At 57.6% G+C, this 19,568-nt stretch carries 20 protein-coding genes and 1 pseudogene; 3 read left to right on the forward strand and 18 right to left on the reverse strand.

Going from position 1 to position 19,568, the window contains the following annotated elements; translation table 11 throughout:
• The first annotated feature begins 1 nt into the window (after position 1).
• The 3 genes and pseudogenes from hemF to ACLD4F_RS07535 form a co-directional block, all read left to right on the forward strand.
• Positions 2 to 901: an oxygen-dependent coproporphyrinogen oxidase gene (hemF, locus tag ACLD4F_RS07525; RefSeq protein WP_000801339.1), complete on the forward strand. Its 900-nt coding sequence runs from the start codon at positions 2 to 4 to the stop codon at positions 899 to 901.
• Positions 902 to 927: 26 nt separating this feature from the next.
• Positions 928 to 1,599, forward strand: coding sequence for a hypothetical protein (locus ACLD4F_RS07530; protein WP_000994058.1), 672 nt, complete (start codon positions 928 to 930; stop codon positions 1,597 to 1,599).
• Positions 1,599 to 1,661: pseudogene (locus ACLD4F_RS07535) on the forward strand (hypothetical protein); the annotation flags it as partial. The gene ACLD4F_RS07530 and the pseudogene ACLD4F_RS07535, both read left to right, overlap by 1 nt.
• A 197-nt stretch (positions 1,662 to 1,858) precedes the next feature.
• Here ACLD4F_RS07535 and eutR read toward each other — a convergent pair.
• The 18 genes from eutR to maeB all read right to left on the reverse strand — a co-directional run bounded on the left by eutR (position 1,859) and on the right by maeB (position 19,345).
• A complete protein-coding gene (eutR, locus tag ACLD4F_RS07540; RefSeq protein ID WP_000753665.1) occupies positions 1,859 to 2,911 on the reverse strand; it encodes an HTH-type transcriptional regulator EutR in 1,053 nt (350 codons plus the stop codon).
• A gap of 47 nt (positions 2,912 to 2,958) precedes the next feature.
• Positions 2,959 to 3,453, reverse strand: coding sequence for an ethanolamine utilization microcompartment protein EutK (gene eutK, locus ACLD4F_RS07545; RefSeq protein ID WP_000606271.1), 495 nt, complete (start codon positions 3,451 to 3,453; stop codon positions 2,959 to 2,961).
• A gap of 12 nt (positions 3,454 to 3,465) precedes the next feature.
• Positions 3,466 to 4,125 (reverse strand): ethanolamine utilization microcompartment protein EutL, encoded by a 660-nt coding sequence (gene eutL, locus ACLD4F_RS07550; RefSeq protein ID WP_001111056.1) that lies wholly within the window; start codon positions 4,123 to 4,125, stop codon positions 3,466 to 3,468.
• Positions 4,126 to 4,134: 9 nt separating this feature from the next.
• On the reverse strand, positions 4,135 to 5,031 hold the full coding sequence (gene eutC, locus ACLD4F_RS07555) for an ethanolamine ammonia-lyase subunit EutC (RefSeq protein ID WP_000372344.1): 897 nt from the start codon (positions 5,029 to 5,031) through the stop codon (positions 4,135 to 4,137).
• Positions 5,032 to 5,049: 18 nt separating this feature from the next.
• On the reverse strand, positions 5,050 to 6,411 hold the full coding sequence (gene eutB, locus ACLD4F_RS07560; protein ID WP_000769990.1) for an ethanolamine ammonia-lyase subunit alpha: 1,362 nt from the start codon (positions 6,409 to 6,411) through the stop codon (positions 5,050 to 5,052).
• 11 nt (positions 6,412 to 6,422) lie between these two features.
• On the reverse strand, positions 6,423 to 7,826 hold the full coding sequence (gene eutA, locus ACLD4F_RS07565; RefSeq protein ID WP_064013006.1) for an ethanolamine ammonia-lyase reactivating factor EutA: 1,404 nt from the start codon (positions 7,824 to 7,826) through the stop codon (positions 6,423 to 6,425).
• Positions 7,823 to 9,049, reverse strand: a complete 1,227-nt coding sequence (gene eutH, locus ACLD4F_RS07570) for an ethanolamine utilization protein EutH (RefSeq protein WP_000512359.1) — start codon at positions 9,047 to 9,049, stop codon at positions 7,823 to 7,825. Before eutH ends, eutA begins: the two co-directional genes overlap by 4 nt.
• 119 nt (positions 9,050 to 9,168) lie before the next feature.
• Positions 9,169 to 10,356: an ethanolamine utilization ethanol dehydrogenase EutG gene (gene eutG, locus ACLD4F_RS07575; protein ID WP_127175293.1), complete on the reverse strand. Its 1,188-nt coding sequence runs from the start codon at positions 10,354 to 10,356 to the stop codon at positions 9,169 to 9,171.
• Positions 10,346 to 11,185: an ethanolamine utilization protein EutJ gene (gene eutJ, locus ACLD4F_RS07580; RefSeq protein ID WP_000929675.1), complete on the reverse strand. Its 840-nt coding sequence runs from the start codon at positions 11,183 to 11,185 to the stop codon at positions 10,346 to 10,348. Before eutJ ends, eutG begins: the two co-directional genes overlap by 11 nt.
• Positions 11,186 to 11,195: 10 nt before the next feature.
• Positions 11,196 to 12,599, reverse strand: a complete 1,404-nt coding sequence (locus tag ACLD4F_RS07585; RefSeq protein ID WP_001075640.1) for an aldehyde dehydrogenase family protein — start codon at positions 12,597 to 12,599, stop codon at positions 11,196 to 11,198.
• Positions 12,600 to 12,610: 11 nt separating this feature from the next.
• On the reverse strand, positions 12,611 to 12,898 hold the full coding sequence (eutN, locus tag ACLD4F_RS07590) for an ethanolamine utilization microcompartment protein EutN (protein WP_001522340.1): 288 nt from the start codon (positions 12,896 to 12,898) through the stop codon (positions 12,611 to 12,613).
• A 112-nt stretch (positions 12,899 to 13,010) separates the two neighbouring features.
• On the reverse strand, positions 13,011 to 13,301 hold the full coding sequence (gene eutM / locus ACLD4F_RS07595; protein WP_000387716.1) for an ethanolamine utilization microcompartment protein EutM: 291 nt from the start codon (positions 13,299 to 13,301) through the stop codon (positions 13,011 to 13,013).
• Between the two features lie 40 nt (positions 13,302 to 13,341).
• Positions 13,342 to 14,358 (reverse strand): phosphate acetyltransferase, encoded by a 1,017-nt coding sequence (gene pta / locus ACLD4F_RS07600; protein WP_411010760.1) that lies wholly within the window; start codon positions 14,356 to 14,358, stop codon positions 13,342 to 13,344.
• Positions 14,355 to 15,158, reverse strand: coding sequence for an ethanolamine utilization cob(I)yrinic acid a,c-diamide adenosyltransferase EutT (gene eutT / locus ACLD4F_RS07605; RefSeq protein ID WP_000997656.1), 804 nt, complete (start codon positions 15,156 to 15,158; stop codon positions 14,355 to 14,357). Before eutT ends, pta begins: the two co-directional genes overlap by 4 nt.
• Entirely contained in the window at positions 15,155 to 15,844 is a 690-nt protein-coding gene (eutQ, locus tag ACLD4F_RS07610) for an ethanolamine utilization acetate kinase EutQ (protein ID WP_000733867.1), read from the reverse strand. Before eutQ ends, eutT begins: the two co-directional genes overlap by 4 nt.
• Positions 15,822 to 16,301 (reverse strand): ethanolamine utilization acetate kinase EutP, encoded by a 480-nt coding sequence (gene eutP, locus ACLD4F_RS07615; protein WP_411010761.1) that lies wholly within the window; start codon positions 16,299 to 16,301, stop codon positions 15,822 to 15,824. Before eutP ends, eutQ begins: the two co-directional genes overlap by 23 nt.
• 12 nt (positions 16,302 to 16,313) lie before the next feature.
• Positions 16,314 to 16,649 carry an ethanolamine utilization microcompartment protein EutS gene (eutS, locus tag ACLD4F_RS07620; protein ID WP_001031445.1) on the reverse strand — a complete coding sequence of 112 codons (336 nt, stop codon included), beginning with the start codon at positions 16,647 to 16,649 and terminating at the stop codon, positions 16,314 to 16,316.
• A 416-nt stretch (positions 16,650 to 17,065) separates the two neighbouring features.
• Positions 17,066 to 19,345, reverse strand: coding sequence for an NADP-dependent oxaloacetate-decarboxylating malate dehydrogenase (gene maeB, locus ACLD4F_RS07625; protein ID WP_000344299.1), 2,280 nt, complete (start codon positions 19,343 to 19,345; stop codon positions 17,066 to 17,068).
• Between the last annotated feature and the right edge of the window lie 223 nt (positions 19,346 to 19,568).

Raw genomic sequence — 19,568 nt, forward strand, 5'->3', positions numbered from 1 at the left:
CATGAAACCCGATGCACATCACGTAAAACAGTTTCTGCTACGCCTGCAGGATGATATTTGCCAAACGTTATCCGCTGTGGATGGCGCAAACTTTGTCGAAGATAGCTGGCGACGCGAAGCGGGCGGCGGCGGACGCAGCCGGGTATTACGCAACGGCGGGATTTTCGAACAGGCGGGCGTTAATTTCTCTCACGTTCACGGCGATGCGATGCCCGCGTCCGCCACCGCGCATCGGCCAGAACTGGCCGGGCGTAGCTTTGAAGCGATGGGCGTATCGCTGGTGGTGCATCCGCACAATCCGTATATTCCCACCAGCCATGCTAACGTGCGCTTTTTTATTGCCGAAAAACCGGGCGCCGATCCGGTGTGGTGGTTTGGCGGCGGGTTCGATTTAACCCCCTACTACGGCTTTGAAGAGGATGCCGTTCACTGGCATCGCACCGCCCGCGACCTGTGCCAGCCGTTTGGCGACGATGTGTATCCGCGCTATAAAAAGTGGTGCGACGACTACTTTTTCCTCAAACACCGCAACGAACAACGCGGTATCGGCGGCCTGTTTTTTGACGATTTGAATACGCCGGATTTCGACCACTGTTTTGCTTTTATGCAGGCGGTCGGTAACGGCTACACCGAGGCGTATTTACCGATTGTCGAACGACGCAAAGCGATGGTCTGGGGAGAGCGGGAGCGTAATTTTCAGCTCTACCGCCGCGGTCGCTACGTGGAGTTCAATCTGGTATGGGACAGAGGCACCCTGTTTGGTCTGCAAACCGGCGGGCGCACTGAATCTATCCTGATGTCGATGCCGCCGCTGGTGCGCTGGGAGTACGACTGGCAGCCAGAAGCGGGTAGCCCGGAAGCGGCGCTGAGCGAGTTTATTCAGGTACGCGACTGGATTTAAACACATATGACATTAAGGAAGTAGCAATGAACGCCCGCCTCATCTCTGCGCCCTCATTATCCCCTGAAGAGCAAAAAAACAGGTTAGCTGAATTTTTTCGCGAATACTGGGGAACGCAACAAATAAACGATTACCATACAGATACAACGTTCCACGTGAACCATAAAAAACAGTATTGCGATCTACGATGGTCAGAAAAATATATTGATGTCGATTATTGGTGTAGCCGCGAAATACACCATAAAGAGTGGTCTAAGTTCCTGATCGCAATAACCACCGCACTGCATACCCCAATACCACCTTATTACCTTGATTTTAATCTTAAAGGGCGCCGAACAACTCTACGAAAAAGACATCGTCGCACAGAGAGTAAAATTGGATGTTTTATCTATCCTTATAAAGAAGATCCGGATGGGGGATGGGATTATAGTGTTGACTGTCTGATGATTTACGAGTCCGATTTTGAGATACTGGCCGCTGGAATTAATAAGCTATACCCACGAAATCATGAGGATAAGTCCTTTGATTACACAAGCTGGAATGAATTTACACTTGCTGAATGCGAGAAAATAATCTCGCACTGGCTGATAATTGCGCGCAGCAACGGAGAGTACGCTTCCTTTATTCAATATGTTATAGAATGGATACAACCGCTTCTGCATCAATATGATAGCATCATGATTGAAGGGAATTTATGATGCTTTACGGGTTTATCTGCCCCTCCTGCCAAACAACGGCAACGTCTTATCAGCAAACATAAACGCTCATCCTCATGACCTGATGACAAAACTGTTTTGCACGTTGCGCGCGGTTCCCCGGAGGCGGCGCTGGCGCGCCTTGTCCGGGCTACCAACCACAGACAGCAGCGAATCCGTAGGCCCGGTAAGGCGCCAGCCGCCACCGGGCAATTCCCGACACGCGCACGTTATCAGCAACCGGAGAGCCTCCCCATCAATATCAAGCCCATTGCCGCATCCGTTGATGCAGCGTCAACGACGGTTTTTCGGCAAATAATTGCTGATAATCGGTGGCAAATTGCCCCAGATGCCAGAATCCCCACTGCATCGCGGCATCTTTGACCGTGGCGCTCTGCGACCACGGGCTAATCAGTTCCCGGCGTACTGCGTTTAAGCGAATACGTTTCAGCCACGCATTGGGGCCAATGCCCAAAATGGCGTGAAACGCATTTTGCAGCGTGCGACGGCTTACGTGTAGCTGATTACATAAGTCGAGCACCGTCAGCGGCTCCGACATATTTTCCAGCACATATTCCCGCGCCCGCGACAGTAGCCTACGATATCCCTGATGGCTGATGCTTTCGGCGCTATGAATCGGCTTCGCCTCTTCCAGCATCGTGCCCATCGCCAGCAACAAATTATCACTCAAGACCTTACGCACCGCAGGTTGATGCAGGGTTTCAGGACTCTCGCTGAAGGTGGCCAGCGCCTGCTGCACAAAGCCCCACAGCGCCGCTTTATGCTGCTCTTTTACCTCCAGCGCTAACTGGTTACGTAGCATATGCAGCACCCTTTCCGGGTTATGCAAAAACGTGGCCTGACGGGAAATAACATCTTCCGAGATAACGACACCCAGAATGGTGTAATCATCCGGCGTGCTCAGTTCAAACTCGGTGCCTCCCGGTCGGGTGGCAATCTCGGCGCTGCCGAGCCCCTGCGCGCCGATAAATCCCTGTTCGCCGCGCGTCGCCGGAATACCAAACCAGAAAGAGTTTGGCCAAACCAGACACGACTGACGCAGCGCCAGGCCGGTGTATTCACGGAACACCTGAATCTCATCAAGCAGGATTTCCGTGAACTCGCCATGAAATTTACCCGGGTGTAACTGATCGTAGATCTGCTGCCAGGCGGTGATAGTCAGAGCATGTTCATAGACATCCGTCGTCCGTCGCTGATGAACATTGTCCACCTCGACTCTGGGCGTAAGTTTAACGTCTTCGGGTAACGCTTCATGATAAAGATGGTGCAAATTCGCTGTACGGGTCTTTTTCATGATCTTCTATGCCGGACGCCCGCCAGGACGCCCGGCCCTCCGACAGATTAATTTTTGATGCGATAGCGACTACTGCGTTTACGCAACGCTCCGTCAGAAAAGAGTTGTTCCAGCACGTTTCTGGCCTGCTCCAGCGGCCAGCCAAAATGCGCGGCCACCTCTCCCGCCGTCATTCCCTGGCGTACTGATGCCAGCAGCGCCAGTAACGCTTCAGCGAACTCAGGCGTTGCGGGTACCTGGGGCGCTTTCTCAGTCGGCGTTGTCGCACGCGCAAACCCGCCAACCAGCCACTGGGTGTCCTCTTCCGGACGACCAATTTCTTTGCGGCTAATCACACGGCCTGTGCGCTGCGCGGCGGCGCTTCCGGCATCCAGCGCCGCACGACACGCCGCCAGATCGCCCTCCACCACCAGCGTGAGCCTGCCAGGGTCGAGCACTTGATGACTGAGCAAACGCACGTTGGCCGCTTTCAGCATGGCATCCGCCGCATCGACGGCGGCGACCATTCCGTCCACTTCCAGTAATCCCAGGGCATTGATCATTGGCAGCCTCCGTTACGCACGCTGGACAGGGTTACGGGCGATATCCAGCACGGCGTCGGTAAAGGCGTTGCAGGCGGCTTTACACGCGGCCTGGCTTCCCGTTAAGAACGCGGCCGAATAGTTGGTTTCCGACGGCGGCGGGACGTAAGTCACCAGCTGAACGTCAGCGGATTTCATCGCCGCGTCAATGCCGAATGTCGCTTCCAGCGGCGGCGCCACCAGGTAGGCCATTGGATCGCCCAGCGCAATACCTGCGGTAGACGAGAGGTACGAGCCGGTACGCGAAACCACATGCGCCAGGAATGCGGTATTTTCCGCATCGTTCGCCCACTGGAACGCCGCGCCGTTTTCAATGCTGGCGACCATTGCATCCAGACCGGCGCGCACTTCCGCCGGGTTCGGTCCGCCCAGCATAATCAACACCTCACCAGCGGTAGGCGACGGCCCGTGAGCCGCCCCGGCATAGAGGGAGCGGCCATAGACCACTTCCACCATCGCCTGTTTTGTCGCTTCGTCAGCGGCAATATAGGTCACATCATCAGAATCTGCCGTGATGAGTCCGAGGCTACGTATATGTGGCGGTAATTTAAGTTCCCGCGCAAAGCCGTCATTCACGGAGGCAATCACGCGCATGGCAGTCACTGAAGGTCGAATCAAATCTAATGCAGGCATGATGTCTCCTTAACGGGTCATGTTGATGCCGGACGCTTTCTGCTCCAGCATCCGTTTGGCCAAATCCACAATCACGGCGGCAGCTTCTACTGGCGGCGTCCCCCCCTGATGAATGTTTGAAATACAGGTTCTGTCGGCCTCGACGGTGGTCGCCACGCGCGGGGAATAGACGGCGTAGCAGGAGAGGCTTTCCGACTGCCCCAGCCCCGGACGTTCGCCCACCAGCAGGATGACGACCTTCGCGCCGAGAATTTCGCCAATCTGATCTTCAATCTTCACGCGGCCATAGCGCACAAAGAACGGCGTGCCGACGTTCAGCCCGGCCTGCTTCAGACCGGCAAGCAGCGGCGGCAGGATCTCTTCATAGTTGGCGGTGATCGCATCCGTAGAGAGGCCATCGGAGACCACTACCTGCACATCCGGGTTCATCACGCACTGCGACTTCAGCGCGTCAATAGCTTCCGGGCTCAGGCGACGCCCCATATCCGGGCGCGTCAGGTACAGGTTTTTGTCGCTGATCTCCGAACGCACTTCCAGCAGCCCTTGCGCTTTGACCCACTCTTCCGGCACTTCTTTGAGCACGGTATCTTTCGAACGGGAGTGATCCGCCAGGAAGCGCAACAGCGCCTGGGTACGTGGACGCGGCCCGGCACGCCCCGTACAGACGCGTGCCGCAGTACTGCGACGCAGTTCGGTCAGCACGTCCGCACGATGCGGGTTCTCGACGCCAATCCAGGCTTTTGCCTCTGCGGAACCTAAATCCAGCGCGCAGCTTTCGGTCACCGTCGGCGCGGCGCACTGCGGCTTTGCGCCTGCCTGCGTTGACGGCGCGACGGGCTGCGGTACGTCCTGTCCCATTGACGCCATCACGCTACGTACAATTTCTTCAATCTGTTTTTGATCCATGGTGTTATCCCCGCGTCATCAGAAGAACAGTGACGGATCGCCCGCCCGTTTGGTCAGACGACCGTTTGCCATAATGCCCATCGTTTCCAGCCAGCGTTCAAACTCCGGCGATGGCCGTAAATTCAGCAACTGACGGACGGTGGCGGTATCGTGGAAAGCGGTGGTCTGGTAGTTGAGCATGATGTCGTCGCCGAGCGGCATCCCCATGATGTAGTTACAGCCGGCAGTGGCGAGCAGAATCATCAGGTTTTCGTTAAGGTTCTGGTCGGCGTCGGCATGGTTGGTATAGCAGCAGTCGCAGCCCATCGAGATGCCGCTCAGCTTGCCCATAAAGTGATCTTCGAGACCGGCGCGGATAATCTGCCTGTCGTTGTAGAGATACTCCGGCCCGATAAAGCCCACCACGGTGTTCACCAGGAACGGATCGTAGTGGCGCGCCAGCCCGTAGTTACGCGCTTCCATCGTCACCTGGTCGGCACCAAAGTTCGCACCAGCCGACAGCGCAGACCCTTGCCCGGTTTCAAAGTACAGGCAGTTTTCCCCGGCGATGCGGTTGAACTCCGCCCCCACAGCCCGCGCTTCGTCGAGCATCGCCAGTTCCACGCCGAACTCTTTTAAGCCCTTCTCGCTGCCGCAAATGCTCTGGAAAATCAGTCCGCCCGGCGCGCCGCGACGAATCGCTTCGATCTGGGTGGTGACGTGCGCCAGCACGCAGCCCTGGGTCGGAATATTGAATTTATCGATAACGCCGTAAACGGTGTCGAGCACGCGGGTCAGGTTCTCCACGTCATCGGTCACCGGGTTAACACCGATCACCGCATCGCCTGCGCCGAAAGAAAGCCCTTCGTAGATTTGCGCGGCGATACTCTGTACATCGTCACGGGTATCGTTCGGCTGCAAACGGCAGCTAAAGGTGCCCGGAATACCGATGGTGGTATTGGCTTTTTTGATCACCGGCATTTTCTTGCCGCCGTAGATCAGGTCGGCGTTGGAGCAGATTTTCGCTACTGCCGCCACCACTTCGGAGGTCAGGCCTTTGCGGGTAAACGCGATGTCGTCCACGGAGGTTTCATCGCTCAGCACGTATTCGCGCAGTTCGCTGATGCTCCAGTTTTTAATCCGGTTATAGGCCGTTTCGTTGACGTCGTCCTGAATCAGGCGCGTCACGCAGTCCTCTTCATAGGCAATCACCGGATTGTTGCGGATATCCGCCACCGTCATTTCCGACAGTACCTGTTTTGCCGCTACGCGCTCCTGCGAACTTGCCGCGGCAACCCCGGCCAGCACATCCCCCGAACGCAGTTCGTTGGCTTTAGCCAGTACCTCTTTTACATCCTTAAACTGATAAACATTGCCGAACAATGTGGTCTTTAGTTTCATAAGTCGTTCCCTCAGGAAGGAAATGCGAGTGATTTCACCGTCACCGGCACAACCGATCCGCCAAAAAGAGGCGTACCAATGTCGATATAGTCTCCCGCCCGCACGACCACCTCATCGATGACCGCCAGCGGAAGTTGCGGTAACTGTGGGCGCAATAACATGCCCAGCGCTTTACCAAAATCCTGCTCGGCCACCACCAGCAGGGGATGTGGATTGGGATAACGCGCGACAAAAGCCGTCAGCGCGTTGATGACCGTGAGTAATGCGGCGTAACGCACCGGAAGCGTGGCGGGAAGCGCCAGCACGTAAGCGTCGGTTTGCGGGTCGAGATCAAGCTGGAGAAGCGCCTGCCGCCAGGCGTTCACCAGATCGGCGTCATCCTGCGGGATCGCCACCGGCAGGTTGCGCAGCGGCAGTTGGACGTCTTCAAGCCAGATAGTACTGCCGGAAAGCGAGAGCGTATGGGCCCCAGCGCCAATGACCGTGGCGCGTACGGTTTGCGCCGGAAACTGCACGTTCATCTCGCGCAGACGCGGGTGCTCATGCAGCGCGGTCGCCAGCAGCGGCCCGATATCAGAAAAGCAGAACGGGTCGGCGGGCTGATGGCGATAGCACTCGCCCACCCCGCCGGAAAGGGTGATCACCTCCGGCGTAATATCGGCGGGCAGCAGCCCGGTTTGCATCAGCGATTGCGCCAGCGGCGAGAGCGCGCCGGTGATAACCTCGACGATGAGATCCGCCATCCGCCGCGCCACCTGTCCCAACTGTGCGGCAGCTAAGGCGCGAGCATCAGTACCCGAACCGAACACCTCATCGATAATCATCTGCCCCGGCTGATGGGCATAAACCACGCGCCCCTGAGCGTCGGTTTCCAGCAGGCGACCACCGACGTTAAGGCAGGCGGTGCCGCTGACTTTTCCCGCGTCAAACAGCGCGTAGTTAGACGTGCCGCCGCCGATATCAATATTCAGCACCCGGCACATCCGCTGCTCAGACAAGCTTTGCGCCCCGGCGCCGTGACCGGCAATGACTGATTCCAGATGCGGCCCGGCGCTGGCGACCACAAAGTCGCCCAGCGACTGCGAGAGCGCCATGACCGCCGGACGGGCGTTGCGGGTTTTGGCGCTTTCGCCGGTGATAATGATAGCCCCTGAGTCCACCGATTCAGGCGCGATGCCTGCGGCCTGATACTGGGCCAGAATCAGCGCTTTAAGTTCGGCCTCTTTCAGACCGCCCTGCTTATCCACGGGCGTAAAGAAGACCGGGCTTTGCCAGCTAATGTCGCGTTTGATGAATTCGTAGCGCGGCACCTGCGACACCGCCGCACGGTTAACCAACTCCAGGCGCGAGAAGATCACCTGCGTGGTGGTGGTGCCGATATCGATACCGACGCTCAGTAGCTGGCGAGTGTTCACGATTGCGCCTCCGCTTCGGTTTTCACCTGGGCGGCGTCATCTTTCGGCACCAGCATCATCGCCACGCCAATCGCCGTCACGCCGCCGATCAGCTTGCCGACAATCATCGGGAAGATCATGGCGTTCATGTTGGCGGCGGCGAAGCCTAAATGGTCGCCCAGCGCGAACGCCGCAGAGACGGCAAATGCACAGTTAATCACTTTGCCGCGGGTATCCATCTGCTTCATCATGCCGAACATGGGGATATTGTTCGCCAGGGTCGCTACCATGCCTGCCGCCGCAATATTATTTACGTTCAGCAGCTTACCGACATTCATCAACGGTTTTTCAAACCAGCGGGTCAGTAACAGCACCATCGGATACGCGCCGAGCAGCACGCAGGAGATAGAGCCGATCACTTCAATGGCGCGCATCACTTCGCCGGGTTTGTCGCCTGGCGCCATAAAGATCGGGTCGAGTCCCGGAATCAACTCCCAGCCCAACAGGAATTTAACCACCGCAGCCGCCAGACCGATGGTGATCAGCGCCACCAGAAATTTGGCGAAAATCTGGAAACCGTTGATCATTTTTTCCGGGATGAACTTCAGCCCCAGCGCTACCAGCACCGCGACGATCAATACCGGGATCATGTTCATCAGGATCAGCGCGAAGGTAAACTCCACTGGCTGACCATTGATCTGCACGCCTGAGTACATGGCGATCAGTCCCCCCGCAATGCAGCCAATCGGAATGGTGACGATACCCGCCAGTACGCCAAGCGCCAGGTAGCGGCGGTCAGACGGTTCGATAATGCCGAGCGCCACCGGAATGGAGAACACAATGGTCGGCCCCATCATCGACCCAAGTATTAATCCTGAGTATAGCCACGCCGCGACATCACCGCCGGCCAGCTCTTTGGCGAGGAAGAATCCGCCCATATCACAGGCCAGTAGCGTACCCGCAAACATGGATGGGTTCGCGCCCAGCATTTCGTATACCGGGATAATAACCGGCCCCAGTACATGCGCCAGCACCGGCGCCAGCGCGGTCATACCGACCATCGCCAGTCCCAGCGCGCCCATCGCCATAAAGCCCTCTTCAAACTGGCCGCCAGACCCCTCGATACTCTTGCCGAATTTACCGAGGAAGCGCGCCGACCCGCCGAACTGCGACAGGATTCTGTCCACGGCGGCAATCAGCATAAAGAACATCATGATGTACATGATGATTTCGTTAATTCCCATAGCCCTTACTCCCTGCCATTTATGATTTGTAGGCCGGATAAGACGTTTACGTCGCCTCCGGCATTAACGCCGTGTTATTGCCGGATGGCGGTGCGAGCACCTTATCCGGCCTACAGGCATTACCCGGCAGCCGCGTACAGGTCGATAATCTGTGCCTGTGTGGCGGTGCGTGGGTTACTGCGCAGACAAATATCCTCCAGCGCGGCTTGCGCCCATGCGCTGTAGTGTTCGGGTTTGGCGCCAGCGTCAGCCAGCCGTTTGCTCTGCCCCACTTCGGCAATCAGCTCGCTCACCGCCGCAATCGCATCGCGATCGTCCGATTTCTTATTGGTTAGCGCCCGGCCGATTTGACTGAAGCGTTCGCGGCATACCATCCGGTTAAAGCCCATGACCGTTGGCAGCAGCATAGCGTTGGCCTGGCCGTGCGGAATATGCAGCGCCGCCCCTGGCTGGTGCGCCATCGCATGACACAGCCCCAGACCGGCGCTGGAAAAGGCCATTCCCGCCATACAGGAGGCCAGTAACATATTTTCACGCGCCGCCAGATCGTGGCCGTAACCCACGGCTTTCGGCAGCGATTTGCCAATCATCGCTATCGCGCCAATCGCCAGGCTGTCGGTAAACGGCGTGGCGTTGAGCGCGCTGTAGGCCTCAATCGCATGCGTCAACGCATCGATACCGGTCATCGCCGTCACGTTTGGCGGAACGCCTTCGGTCACGGCAGCATCAAGAATCGCTACGTCCGGCATTAGTGACGCGTGTGCCAGCACCTGCTTGCGCCCGCTGACCGCGTCGATAATCACCGTCACGTTGGTGGTTTCAGAACCGGTTCCGGCGGTGGTCGGCACCGCAATCAGCGGCAGACGCGGGCGTAATGTACTGTGCTCGGCCATGGCGCTCAGCGTCTGGTCAGGGTTAGTCACCAGCAGGGCGACCGCTTTCGCCGCGTCCAGCACCGAACCGCCGCCAAAGGCCACTACGCCGTCGCACGCCGCCTCACGCAGTTGCGCCACCGCCGCACAGACATCGGTGATGCACGGCTCGCCTGGCGGACACGGCCAGACCGTCATCGCCACGCCCTTCATCGCCAGGCTGCGTGCCAGCGGCGCGGTCATTCCCGCCTGATGCAGGAAGCTGTCGACCATCACAAACAGATGGCTTACGCCTCGCGCTTGCGCTTCCTGGCCGCAGGCGCCGAGCGCCCCAAGTCCGCACAGCGTGACCGGCGGTACGCTGAACGTTTTCACCCGTTGCAGATTCAGGGTGTCGAATGCCTGAAACAGCGCCGTCTGTAGTTCAGCTTGCATAGAGTCCCTCCGCTTTCGCTCTCCCGCTGTTGGCTATCGCCAGCGGGGTCATAAACAGGCTGTGCTGCGGTAAATGCACCTGTAACTCCGGGAAACGCTGGCGAAATAACGCCTCCACGCCCGGCTGCATACAGGAACCGCCCGCCAGCCATAAATCAGCAATTCCTTGCCCTTCAATGTGGCGAGCAACGATCTCCGCCATCTTTTCGTACACCGGCTTCACTACCGGCCAAATCTCCTGCGCATTGCTGCGCTTGTACTGTTCCGCCTCTTCCAGGGGAATACGGCGGTTGCCCGCCAGCGTCAGGGAGATATGGTGCCCGCCAGTGGCTTCATCGGCGGAGTAAGTCACCTTGCCCTGTTTGACGATGGCAATGCCGGTAGTGCCGCCGCCAATATCCACCACGCCTGCATTATCAAGCGCCAGCAGATCCGCCACCGCCGTCGGCTCATCCAGTACGTGGCTGACTTCTAACCCGGCAGACTCCAGCACGTTGATCGAAATACGCGGGTCGGTGCCCGGCGGGAACGAGGTCGCCGCGTGGGTAAAGCGGCAGCCGAGCTGCTGTTCAAGGGTGTCGAGATGGCGGCGCACGAGGGTGACGGCGCCGAAGAAATCCCAGACGATGCCGTCACGCACAACGTCGGCCCAGTCAAGGCACACCGCCACCGGCTGGGCGTTGCCGTCAACCACCATCGACACCACGTCGCAGGTGCCCAAATCGACGCCCAGCCACAGCGGTGTGTCGCTGGCGGCGGGCGTCTGGTTACACAGGGCCGCCGCTTTTTGCAGTCTTGGGGTGAGCCAGAGTTGTTCGTCGTGCGCCATGAGTCATCCCTTATACAATGCGAAACGCATCCACCAGCACGCATCGACGCAGCCGCACAAAGGTACGCGCGCTGGTCACGCCTTCGCCGGTTGGCGTGGTGATAGTCATGGTGGTCCAGCCTTCTCCGCCCAATCCAAGCCCGGCAATGCACGGCCCGTTTTTGACGAAAATGCTGGTGTCGATGGCGTTCGCCATCTGGTTCATGTTGTCGATATTGCGCGAGTGCATCGCCGCCGTATGGTGGCAACCGCCTTCAAGCTGAACCGCCAGGGCGATGGCTTCTTCGACGTTGGCGACCCGTACCACCGGCAGTACCGGCATCATCATTTCAGTGACGGCAAAGGGATGGTTAGCGGGCGTTTCCACAAACAGCAGGCGCGTTTGATCCGGGACGTTCAGGCCGATGGCTGCGGCGATCTTGCCCGCGTCACGACCGACCCAGTCACGGCTGACGGTGCCTTTGCCGCGCTCATCAATATTCTTCAGCAGCACCGGCTGGAGCTGTTCGGCCTGAGCGGCGGTCAGTTTCACCGCGTGCTGACCTTCCATCAGACGCATCAGCTCGTCGGCGACGCTATCCACCACAATCAGCACTTTTTCGTCGGCACAGATGATGTTGTTATCAAACGACGCGCCTTTGACGATGGATTGTGCAGCGCGCGGCAGGTCGGCGGTCTCATCCACCACCACCGGGGGATTACCGGCACCGGCGGCGATCAGGCGTTTATTAGTATGTTTACGCGCCGCGTCCACCACCGCTTCGCCGCCAGTCACCACCAGCAGGCCAATACCGGGATATTTGAACAACCGCTGGGCGGTTTCGATATCCGGGTTCGCCACGGTGACCAGCAGATTTTCCGGGCCGCCGGCGGCGACCACCGCCTGATTGAGGAGGGTGATTGCCCGCTGAGAGACCTTTTTCGCCGCCGGATGCGGGGCAAACACGACGCTGTTGCCTGCGGCAATCAGGCTGATGGCGTTATTAATCACCGTCGCCGCCGGATTGGTGGACGGCGTGACCGAGGCCACCACGCCCCACGGCGCATTTTCAATCAGCGTCAGGCCGTTATCGCCGGTCAGCACCTGCGGAGATAAACACTCGACGCCCGGCGTGCCGCGCGCCTGCGCCACGTTTTTAGCAAATTTATCGTCAACGCGTCCCATGCCGGTTTCGCTGACGGCAAGTTCCGCTAATTCTCGGGCGTGTTTTTCGCCCGCTTCGCGAATGGCATGAATGGCAAGCTGGCGCATCGCCACGCTCTTCAGCCCCTGCTGGGCCCGTTTTGCTGCCGCCACTGCGTCATCCAGGGAGGCAAAAACGCCCATCTCATGAACAGTGCTGGCCGGCTGGCTGCTGTCTTTCATTTTCAGCAGTACCGCTTTCACCACCTGTTCAATATCCTGTTGATTCATGATGTTCAGTCCTATTTATGGAAAACCACTTTCCCGCCAGCCACCACTTCATCGACGATGCCAATGACGCACAGATCGACCGGTGATAATTCGCTGCGATGCGCCTGACGCGCGGAACTGCCGCTGACCAGCAGTACCCACTCTCCGGTTCCCGCCCCGATACTGTCGATAGCGACGGCACACTGCCCGTCGGGGTTGCCCTGGGCATCGATCATTTCCACCATCAGCAATTTGTCATGCGCCAGTCCCTGATGGCGGACGGTACATACGATTTGTCCTGTGACGACTGCCAGTTTCATATCCGCCTCCATGGATTGCCCGTTGGGTCGTAGGCCTTGAATCTGCGTACCATCAGGCAATGGCGCGCATTCATGCCGGATGGCGACGCTGCGCGTCTTATCCGGCCTACCATCAAATGTTGCTGTCGCCTTTGAAGCTGATCGGGAACACTTCTTCCAGATCGCCGTGCGGGCGTGGAATCACGTGTACGGAGACCAGCTCGCCAATGCGCTGCGCCGCAGCGGCGCCAGCATCGGTTGCGGCTTTGCACGCCGCCACGTCGCCACGCACCATGGCCGTACACAGGCCACCGCCAATCTGCTTCACGCCGACCAGCTTCACGCGTGCGGCTTTTACCATCGCATCGGAGGCCTCAATCAGCGCAACCAGGCCCCGGGTTTCAATCATTCCTAATGCTTCCATCGTGTTTTCCTCTCATTAAAGGGGTCCAGAACGGGACCGTTCATTCAACCAGTGTGTGTAAGCTGCGTTCGCGGCTCACGTCAGCCTGGCGCGGCGCGGCTGCCACCAACGCCAGTTCGATAATTTCCTGCACGCTACAGCCTCGGGAGAGGTCGTGAAGCGGCGCGGCAAGCCCCTGAATTAGCGGCCCAACAGCGCGATAGCCTCCCAGACGCTGAGCGATTTTGTAGCCAATATTGCCCGCCTCCAGCGACGGGAAAATCATCACGTTGGCGCGGCCTTGCAGCGGGCTGTCAGGCGCTTTTTGCGCGGCGACCTCCGGTACGAAAGCGGCGTCAAACTGCAATTCACCGTCCACAAGCAGTTGCGGCGCACGTTCGCGAACGAGATCTGTCGCCTGCTGCACGTTGGCAACATTGGGGTGACGGGCGCTGCCGTTGCTTGAAAATGACAGCATCGCCACGCGCGGCTCTTCGCCGGTAATGGCCCGCCAGGTGTCGGCGCTGGCGATAGCGATATCCGCCAGCTGCGCCGCCGTCGGCTGCGGCACTACGCTGCAATCGGCGAACCCTAATGCCGGACCGGCATACTGCGGCAGCATCAGGAAAATAGACGACAATGTTTTGCACCCGGGTTGCAGGCCAATCACCCGCAGCCCTGCGCGCAGCACATTCGCCGTTGACGACAGGTTGCCTGCGATACACACATCAGCCTCACCGGCGCTCACCATGGCGGCAGCGAACATCAGCGGGTCGCTAAGCTTTTCCACTGCGTCCGGCGGCGTTTTTTCTCCGGCACGGGCAAGCCAGCGTTGCGCAAAACGCTGGCGCATACTCAGGTTGCTGTGTGGGTCGATGACCTGAATGCCATCCATCGCCATACGATGACTCAGGGCAAACTGACGCAGCGCAAACGGACTGGCGACCAGAACGGGGCGAGCCAGACCGTACTGTTGCAGGTAATGCGCCGCTTTCAGCACGCGTTCGTCCAGCGCATCGGGAAAGACGACTCTGGCGGGGGCGCGTACCGCCAGTTCGCGGGCGCGTTCAATGATCATGGCTTCTCTCCCAACCGTTGTTGAATTTGGGCGACCGTCAGCGGATGTTTCGCCACGCTCAAAATCATCATCACGTAAACCGTGCTGGAGAGACGGTTCAGCGCCTGTAAAATGTCCGGGCGCAAGACCTCAAAACTACGGGTAATAAACACTTGTGCGGCGAGGGTTTCCGTTTCGCGGACTTTGGTTCGCAGGAGATTAAGCAGCGCCGCATCGCGACCGTGGCTGGCCTCCGGCACCAGGTGATCGTGGTCGAGATAGCGCAGCGGCTGGTGGGAAAGCCGATGCAGCTCATCCTCGTTCAGCCCGACGATAGACTGCGCCGCCAGTGGTTCATCTATAGCGTCGGCGCGCATAATGTTGCCCAGCCGCGAGCGGATATCGAAAAGCCACGGCTGCCAGGGTTCCGCCAGTTCGATTTGTAGCCACACGGTTAGCGCGATGGCGCTGTCGAGCGCGGCGCGAAAGCCGAGGCGCGGGTCGCTTTTGGCGACCATTTTGTCCGCCGTCAGATGGGTCAGCGTATCGGGCTTTTTCACCACCGGCTGGCGGCACAGTTCACAGCAGGCCTGTGGGTGCGTATCGCTACTGGTTAAGCCATGTACCGGCTGCGGCTGCTGTTCGTCATCATCGACAAACAGCCGGCCTTGCGGATCCAGAAACTTAATGCGCAGGCGGCGGCTTTCCAGCAGTTCCCGGGCCGAGGGCGTCAGTCGTGCATCAGCGGGCAGATGGATCTCCGATCCTTCGCTGAGCGTATGATTCGCTCTGAGCCACGTTTCGGTGATGAAATCGTTCATACGGATTGCCAGTTTGCAGGCCAGGCGACGTACAGAAAGCGCACGGACGTTGGCGTGCCAAATTCAATGCTGGAGCCTTTAGGGATGAACATCACATCTCCGGCTTTGGCAATCATGGTTTCGCCTTCATGGCGTACGTGCAATTCGCCCTCCAGCACCATGTCGATTTCGTCGTAGTTCAGCGTCCACGGGAAAAAGGCGTTGTCCCACTGCATAAACCCGGCGGCCATGCTGCTGCCATCCTGCTCTGTAACCAGATCGGTTAAGCCGACGCAGTGCGGTTCGGCGCCGTCGAAGCGGCCAAATTTCACGCTGCTGCCGTCAATGACTTTCACGCCGCCTTTACCCGTGACGGAGGTAAAGCTCGGCTGCATCGTCCCCAGTTCCAGCGACTGCTTTTCCTTCAGCACTTTTTCCATCAACTGCGCCACCAGGCTTTCAGTAAACTGCCCTTCCGGGAGCTGCGCGATGATGGCTTCCCGAATGCGCTGGCTTTCGCTTTTACACGCCTGCGCCGATGTGGATGCCGGGACGGACTCGTCGCATTCGGTAATCGTGAAGCCCAGTAGTTCCGCCACTTCGCGAGCCTCCGGGGTAATAATGCTGGCGCGCAGCACTACCGACATCGCCTGTTCGCCGCGGGCGTGGGCCGCACGAATATCGTTAGCTGTGATAAGTTTTTTCACCTGCCTCTTCCTCCTGTTCACTGAAAGCCGCCAGATAATCCACCAACTGCCGCACGCTTTGCGGGTCGTGGCCGTTGAGCTCGAAAATCGGCTCCCGGAACCCAATCTCGCAAAGCAACTGCCGCGTAGCGGCGACGTCGGCATCCGGCATGTCCGTTTTGCTGATAACGGCGATATATCGTTTACGGGTTCCAACATCCAATAACCCGGCAGGTAAGCGACTTTCTTTATCGTTTGCCGCGTGGACATAAATCAGCGTGTCCACATCCTGCAACGTGGTAATTAAGGCGTGATACCAACGGGGATGGCTAAAATATTCACCCGGCGTATCGATATCGCCATGATCATTAAATTCCACGGCCTGCGTTTTTCTGGCGAGGGAATAATTTCCCCGTAACGCGTTAAAAAGCGTTGTCTTTCCGGCGCCGACCGCGCCGACAAAAGCAATACGTTTCATTACCGCCACCAATTAACTTTTTGTTAACTCACACAGGGTAAAGTTTAATAATCGCCCCAGCCCGCTGACCGTCTGTAATAGCGCTTCTTCTACTGCGCCGACGGTGCCATAAATCACCAGCGCGCCGCTAAATCTGTCGAGAAAACCGATGTGTACATCCGCAGCCTTCATCGCTAAATCGCCAGCGATCATGGCCGTTTCCCCCGGCGTTAAGGTCATAATGCCAATCGCGCCGGCATCGGGAACGCCGATCTTTTTCGCCAGTTCTTCACCAGGGTGCGCAATGAGATGCGCCAGCGTGACCTGTTTGCCCGGCACAAATTCCTGAATAATGCGTTCTTTATTCATTGCTCACCGTCTCCACTGAAACTGCCGTCATCGTGGCAATTTTTTGTCGGAGTAAATAACAAAATTCGGCAAGGTGATGTAAAAGGTGAGGTAGATCACTAAGAGAAAGAAAATAAAAGGGACTTCTGTCGAAGGTGTTAACGATAAATATCGTGGTGCATCACATTTTCAGGCGTCATTCTGAATTTAAGCCTGTTCCGCAATAAATACTCACCGACTATTCTTTGTATTACTACCATTGATAAAAATAATGCGTATCACTCGATTTGTGCATAGTACAGATTCAGTGAAATAAGTAGGGGTAACGCAATAGGTTCCAGAATATCCCCACCCGAGCCTTTCATGCCATGGCGAAGCCCAGCGGCGCATAAAAAAAGCGCAGGAGAACCTGCGCCAGAAGAGAGAGTAATGCGTTATTAAAGCGGCGTGGTTTGCGCTTCAACTACCGCTAACGCCACCATATTCACGATACGGCGTACAGAGGCGATCGGCGTTAATACATGTACCGGTTTAGACACGCCCATCAGGACCGGGCCGACCGTGACGCCTTCGGAACTGGAGACGCGTAGTAAGTTGTAACTAATGCGGGCGGCTTCCATATTCGGCATCACCAGAATATTGGCGGCTCCCTTCAGCGGGCTATCCGGCATCCGGTCATTACGAATACTTTCCACCAACGCCGCATCACCGTGCATCTCACCGTCAATCATCAGATCGGGCGCTCGTTCGCGTACCCGCTCAAGGGTTTCGCGCATTTTGCTGGCGGACAGCGAATTTGAGGAACCAAAGTTAGAGTGCGACAACAGCGCGACTTTCGGCTCAATACCAAAGCGGCGAACGGTTTCCGCCGCCATTACGGCGATCTCCGCCAACTGTTCCGGCGTGGGATCTTCGTTAACATAAGTATCGGCGATAAAAGTGTTGCCGCTTGGCAGCAGTAAGGCGTTCATCGCCCCTGCCGTATGCACGCCGTCACGGTAGCCAAAGACGGCTTTCACGACGCTGAAATGCTCATGGTAGTCGCCGATGGTGCCGCAGATCATCGCATCCGCTTCCCCACGCTGCACCATGATCGCGCCAATGGCCGTATGGTTGCCGATCATCGCACGCTGCGCCTGTTCCTGAGTTACCCCGCGACGCTTCATGATCTGGTAATACTCGCTCCAGTACTCTTTGAAGCGCGGATCGGATTCATTATTCACGATCTCGAAATCAACGCCCGCTTTGATCTGTAGCCCCAGTTTCTGGATACGCATTTCGATCACGCTCGGACGCCCGATCAGGATGGGCTTCGCCAGCCCCAGGGTTATCAACTCCTGGGTTGCGTGCAGCACGCGCGCCTCTTCCCCTTCCGGCAGCACTACGCGCTTCGGATCTTTGCGTGCCTGCGAGAAGATCGGCTTCATGAACAGGTTGGTTTTGTAGACAAACTCGGTCAGTTTATCGATATAGGCATCAAAGTCAGCAATCGGGCGCGTCGCCACGCCGGAATCCATTGCCGCTTTCGCGACCGCCGGAGCGATTTTGACAATCAGACGCGGGTCAAACGGTTTCGGAATAATGTATTCCGGCCCAAAGCTCAGGTCCTGATCGCCATAGGCCGAGGCCACCACTTCGCTCTGTTCGGCATGCGCCAGCTCGGCAATCGCACGGACCGCCGCCAGTTTCATCTCTTCGTTGATCGCCGTCGCGCCGACGTCCAGAGCGCCGCGGAAGATAAACGGGAAGCACAATACGTTGTTCACCTGGTTCGGATAGTCGGAACGACCGGTACAGATAATGGCGTCCGGACGCACTTCTTTCGCCAGCGGCGGCAGAATTTCCGGTTCCGGGTTAGCCAGCGCCAGAATCATTGGCGCGCGGGCCATTTTCTTCACCATCTCCTGAGTCAGCACTTTCGGGCCTGAACAGCCGAGGAAAATATCCGCGCCGTCAATGACCTCATCCAGCGTGCGCTTGCCGCTGTCGTCTACCGCATAGGCCGCTTTGGTCTCCGCCATATTCGGCTCACGGCCTTTGTAAATAACGCCCTTAGAGTCGCACACCACGATGTTGTGCTTTTGCATCCCCAACGCGACCAGCAGGTTCATACAAGCGATTGCCGCCGCCCCTGCGCCGGAGACGACCATTCGCACGTCGGAAATATTTTTCTCTACGACTCGCAGGCCATTAAGAATGGCGGCCGTACTAATGATCGCCGTTCCGTGCTGATCGTCATGGAAAACCGGGATGTTCATGCGCTCGCGCAGTTTCTGCTCAATATAGAAACATTCCGGCGCTTTAATGTCTTCGAGGTTAATGCCGCCAAAGGTCGGCTCCAGCGCTGCGACCACATTGATAAATTTGTCCGGGTCAAGCTCATCGACTTCAATGTCAAACACATCAATGCCGGCGAATTTTTTAAACAGAACGCCTTTACCTTCCATGACCGGCTTGCCGGCCAGCGCGCCAATGTTGCCTAACCCCAGCACCGCTGTACCGTTGGAAATGACCGCGACAAGGTTGCCGCGCGCGGTGTATTTGTAGGCTGCCAGCGGATCTTTTTCGATTTCCAGGCAGGGCGCCGCCACGCCTGGCGAGTAAGCCAACGCCAGATCGCGTTGGGTGGCAAGGGGCTTAGTCGGAGAAACCTGAATTTTACCGGGTACCGGAAATTCGTGGAAATCAAGGGCGCTTTGTTTTAACTGCTCATCCATTTTGTTGTTCCTTTCACGTATCGTTCAAAAAGTGACGCGGCCTGGTGCGCCGCACATTATCACCGTACTGCGCAACACAAACTTTGAAGGTCTGCAAACTATCACGACGCGGCGCAAGAGTTTGTTATCAACTTATAACAGCCATGTTACCTGCTTATACCAGCAATACCATGCCTGTCTGCTATGCTTTTTGGTTATGTAGTGTATCAATCTTTCAGAAGTG

Source organism: Salmonella sp. 741265050_HSA, assembly GCF_046569445.1.
GTDB lineage: Bacteria > Pseudomonadota > Gammaproteobacteria > Enterobacterales > Enterobacteriaceae > Salmonella > Salmonella enterica.

Bases quoted from the DNA above. Each gene is read 5' to 3' on its own strand.
- hemF (WP_000801339.1), top strand. From the start codon at position 2: ATGAAACCCGATGCACATCACGTAAAACAGTTTCTGCTACGCCTGCAG.
- ACLD4F_RS07530 (WP_000994058.1), top strand. From the start codon at position 928: ATGAACGCCCGCCTCATCTCTGCGCCCTCATTATCCCCTGAAGAGCAA.
- eutR (WP_000753665.1), bottom strand. From the start codon at position 2,911: ATGAAAAAGACCCGTACAGCGAATTTGCACCATCTTTATCATGAAGCG.
- eutK (WP_000606271.1), bottom strand. From the start codon at position 3,453: ATGATCAATGCCCTGGGATTACTGGAAGTGGACGGAATGGTCGCCGCC.
- eutL (WP_001111056.1), bottom strand. From the start codon at position 4,125: ATGCCTGCATTAGATTTGATTCGACCTTCAGTGACTGCCATGCGCGTG.
- eutC (WP_000372344.1), bottom strand. From the start codon at position 5,031: ATGGATCAAAAACAGATTGAAGAAATTGTACGTAGCGTGATGGCGTCA.
- eutB (WP_000769990.1), bottom strand. From the start codon at position 6,411: ATGAAACTAAAGACCACATTGTTCGGCAATGTTTATCAGTTTAAGGAT.
- eutH (WP_000512359.1), bottom strand. From the start codon at position 9,049: ATGGGAATTAACGAAATCATCATGTACATCATGATGTTCTTTATGCTG.
- eutG (WP_127175293.1), bottom strand. From the start codon at position 10,356: ATGCAAGCTGAACTACAGACGGCGCTGTTTCAGGCATTCGACACCCTG.
- eutJ (WP_000929675.1), bottom strand. From the start codon at position 11,185: ATGGCGCACGACGAACAACTCTGGCTCACCCCAAGACTGCAAAAAGCG.
- ACLD4F_RS07585 (WP_001075640.1), bottom strand. From the start codon at position 12,599: ATGAATCAACAGGATATTGAACAGGTGGTGAAAGCGGTACTGCTGAAA.
- eutN (WP_001522340.1), bottom strand. From the start codon at position 12,898: ATGAAACTGGCAGTCGTCACAGGACAAATCGTATGTACCGTCCGCCAT.
- eutM (WP_000387716.1), bottom strand. From the start codon at position 13,301: ATGGAAGCATTAGGAATGATTGAAACCCGGGGCCTGGTTGCGCTGATT.
- pta (WP_411010760.1), bottom strand. From the start codon at position 14,358: ATGATCATTGAACGCGCCCGCGAACTGGCGGTACGCGCCCCCGCCAGA.
- eutT (WP_000997656.1), bottom strand. From the start codon at position 15,158: ATGAACGATTTCATCACCGAAACGTGGCTCAGAGCGAATCATACGCTC.
- eutP (WP_411010761.1), bottom strand. From the start codon at position 16,301: ATGAAACGTATTGCTTTTGTCGGCGCGGTCGGCGCCGGAAAGACAACG.
- eutS (WP_001031445.1), bottom strand. From the start codon at position 16,649: ATGAATAAAGAACGCATTATTCAGGAATTTGTGCCGGGCAAACAGGTC.
- maeB (WP_000344299.1), bottom strand. From the start codon at position 19,345: ATGGATGAGCAGTTAAAACAAAGCGCCCTTGATTTCCACGAATTTCCG.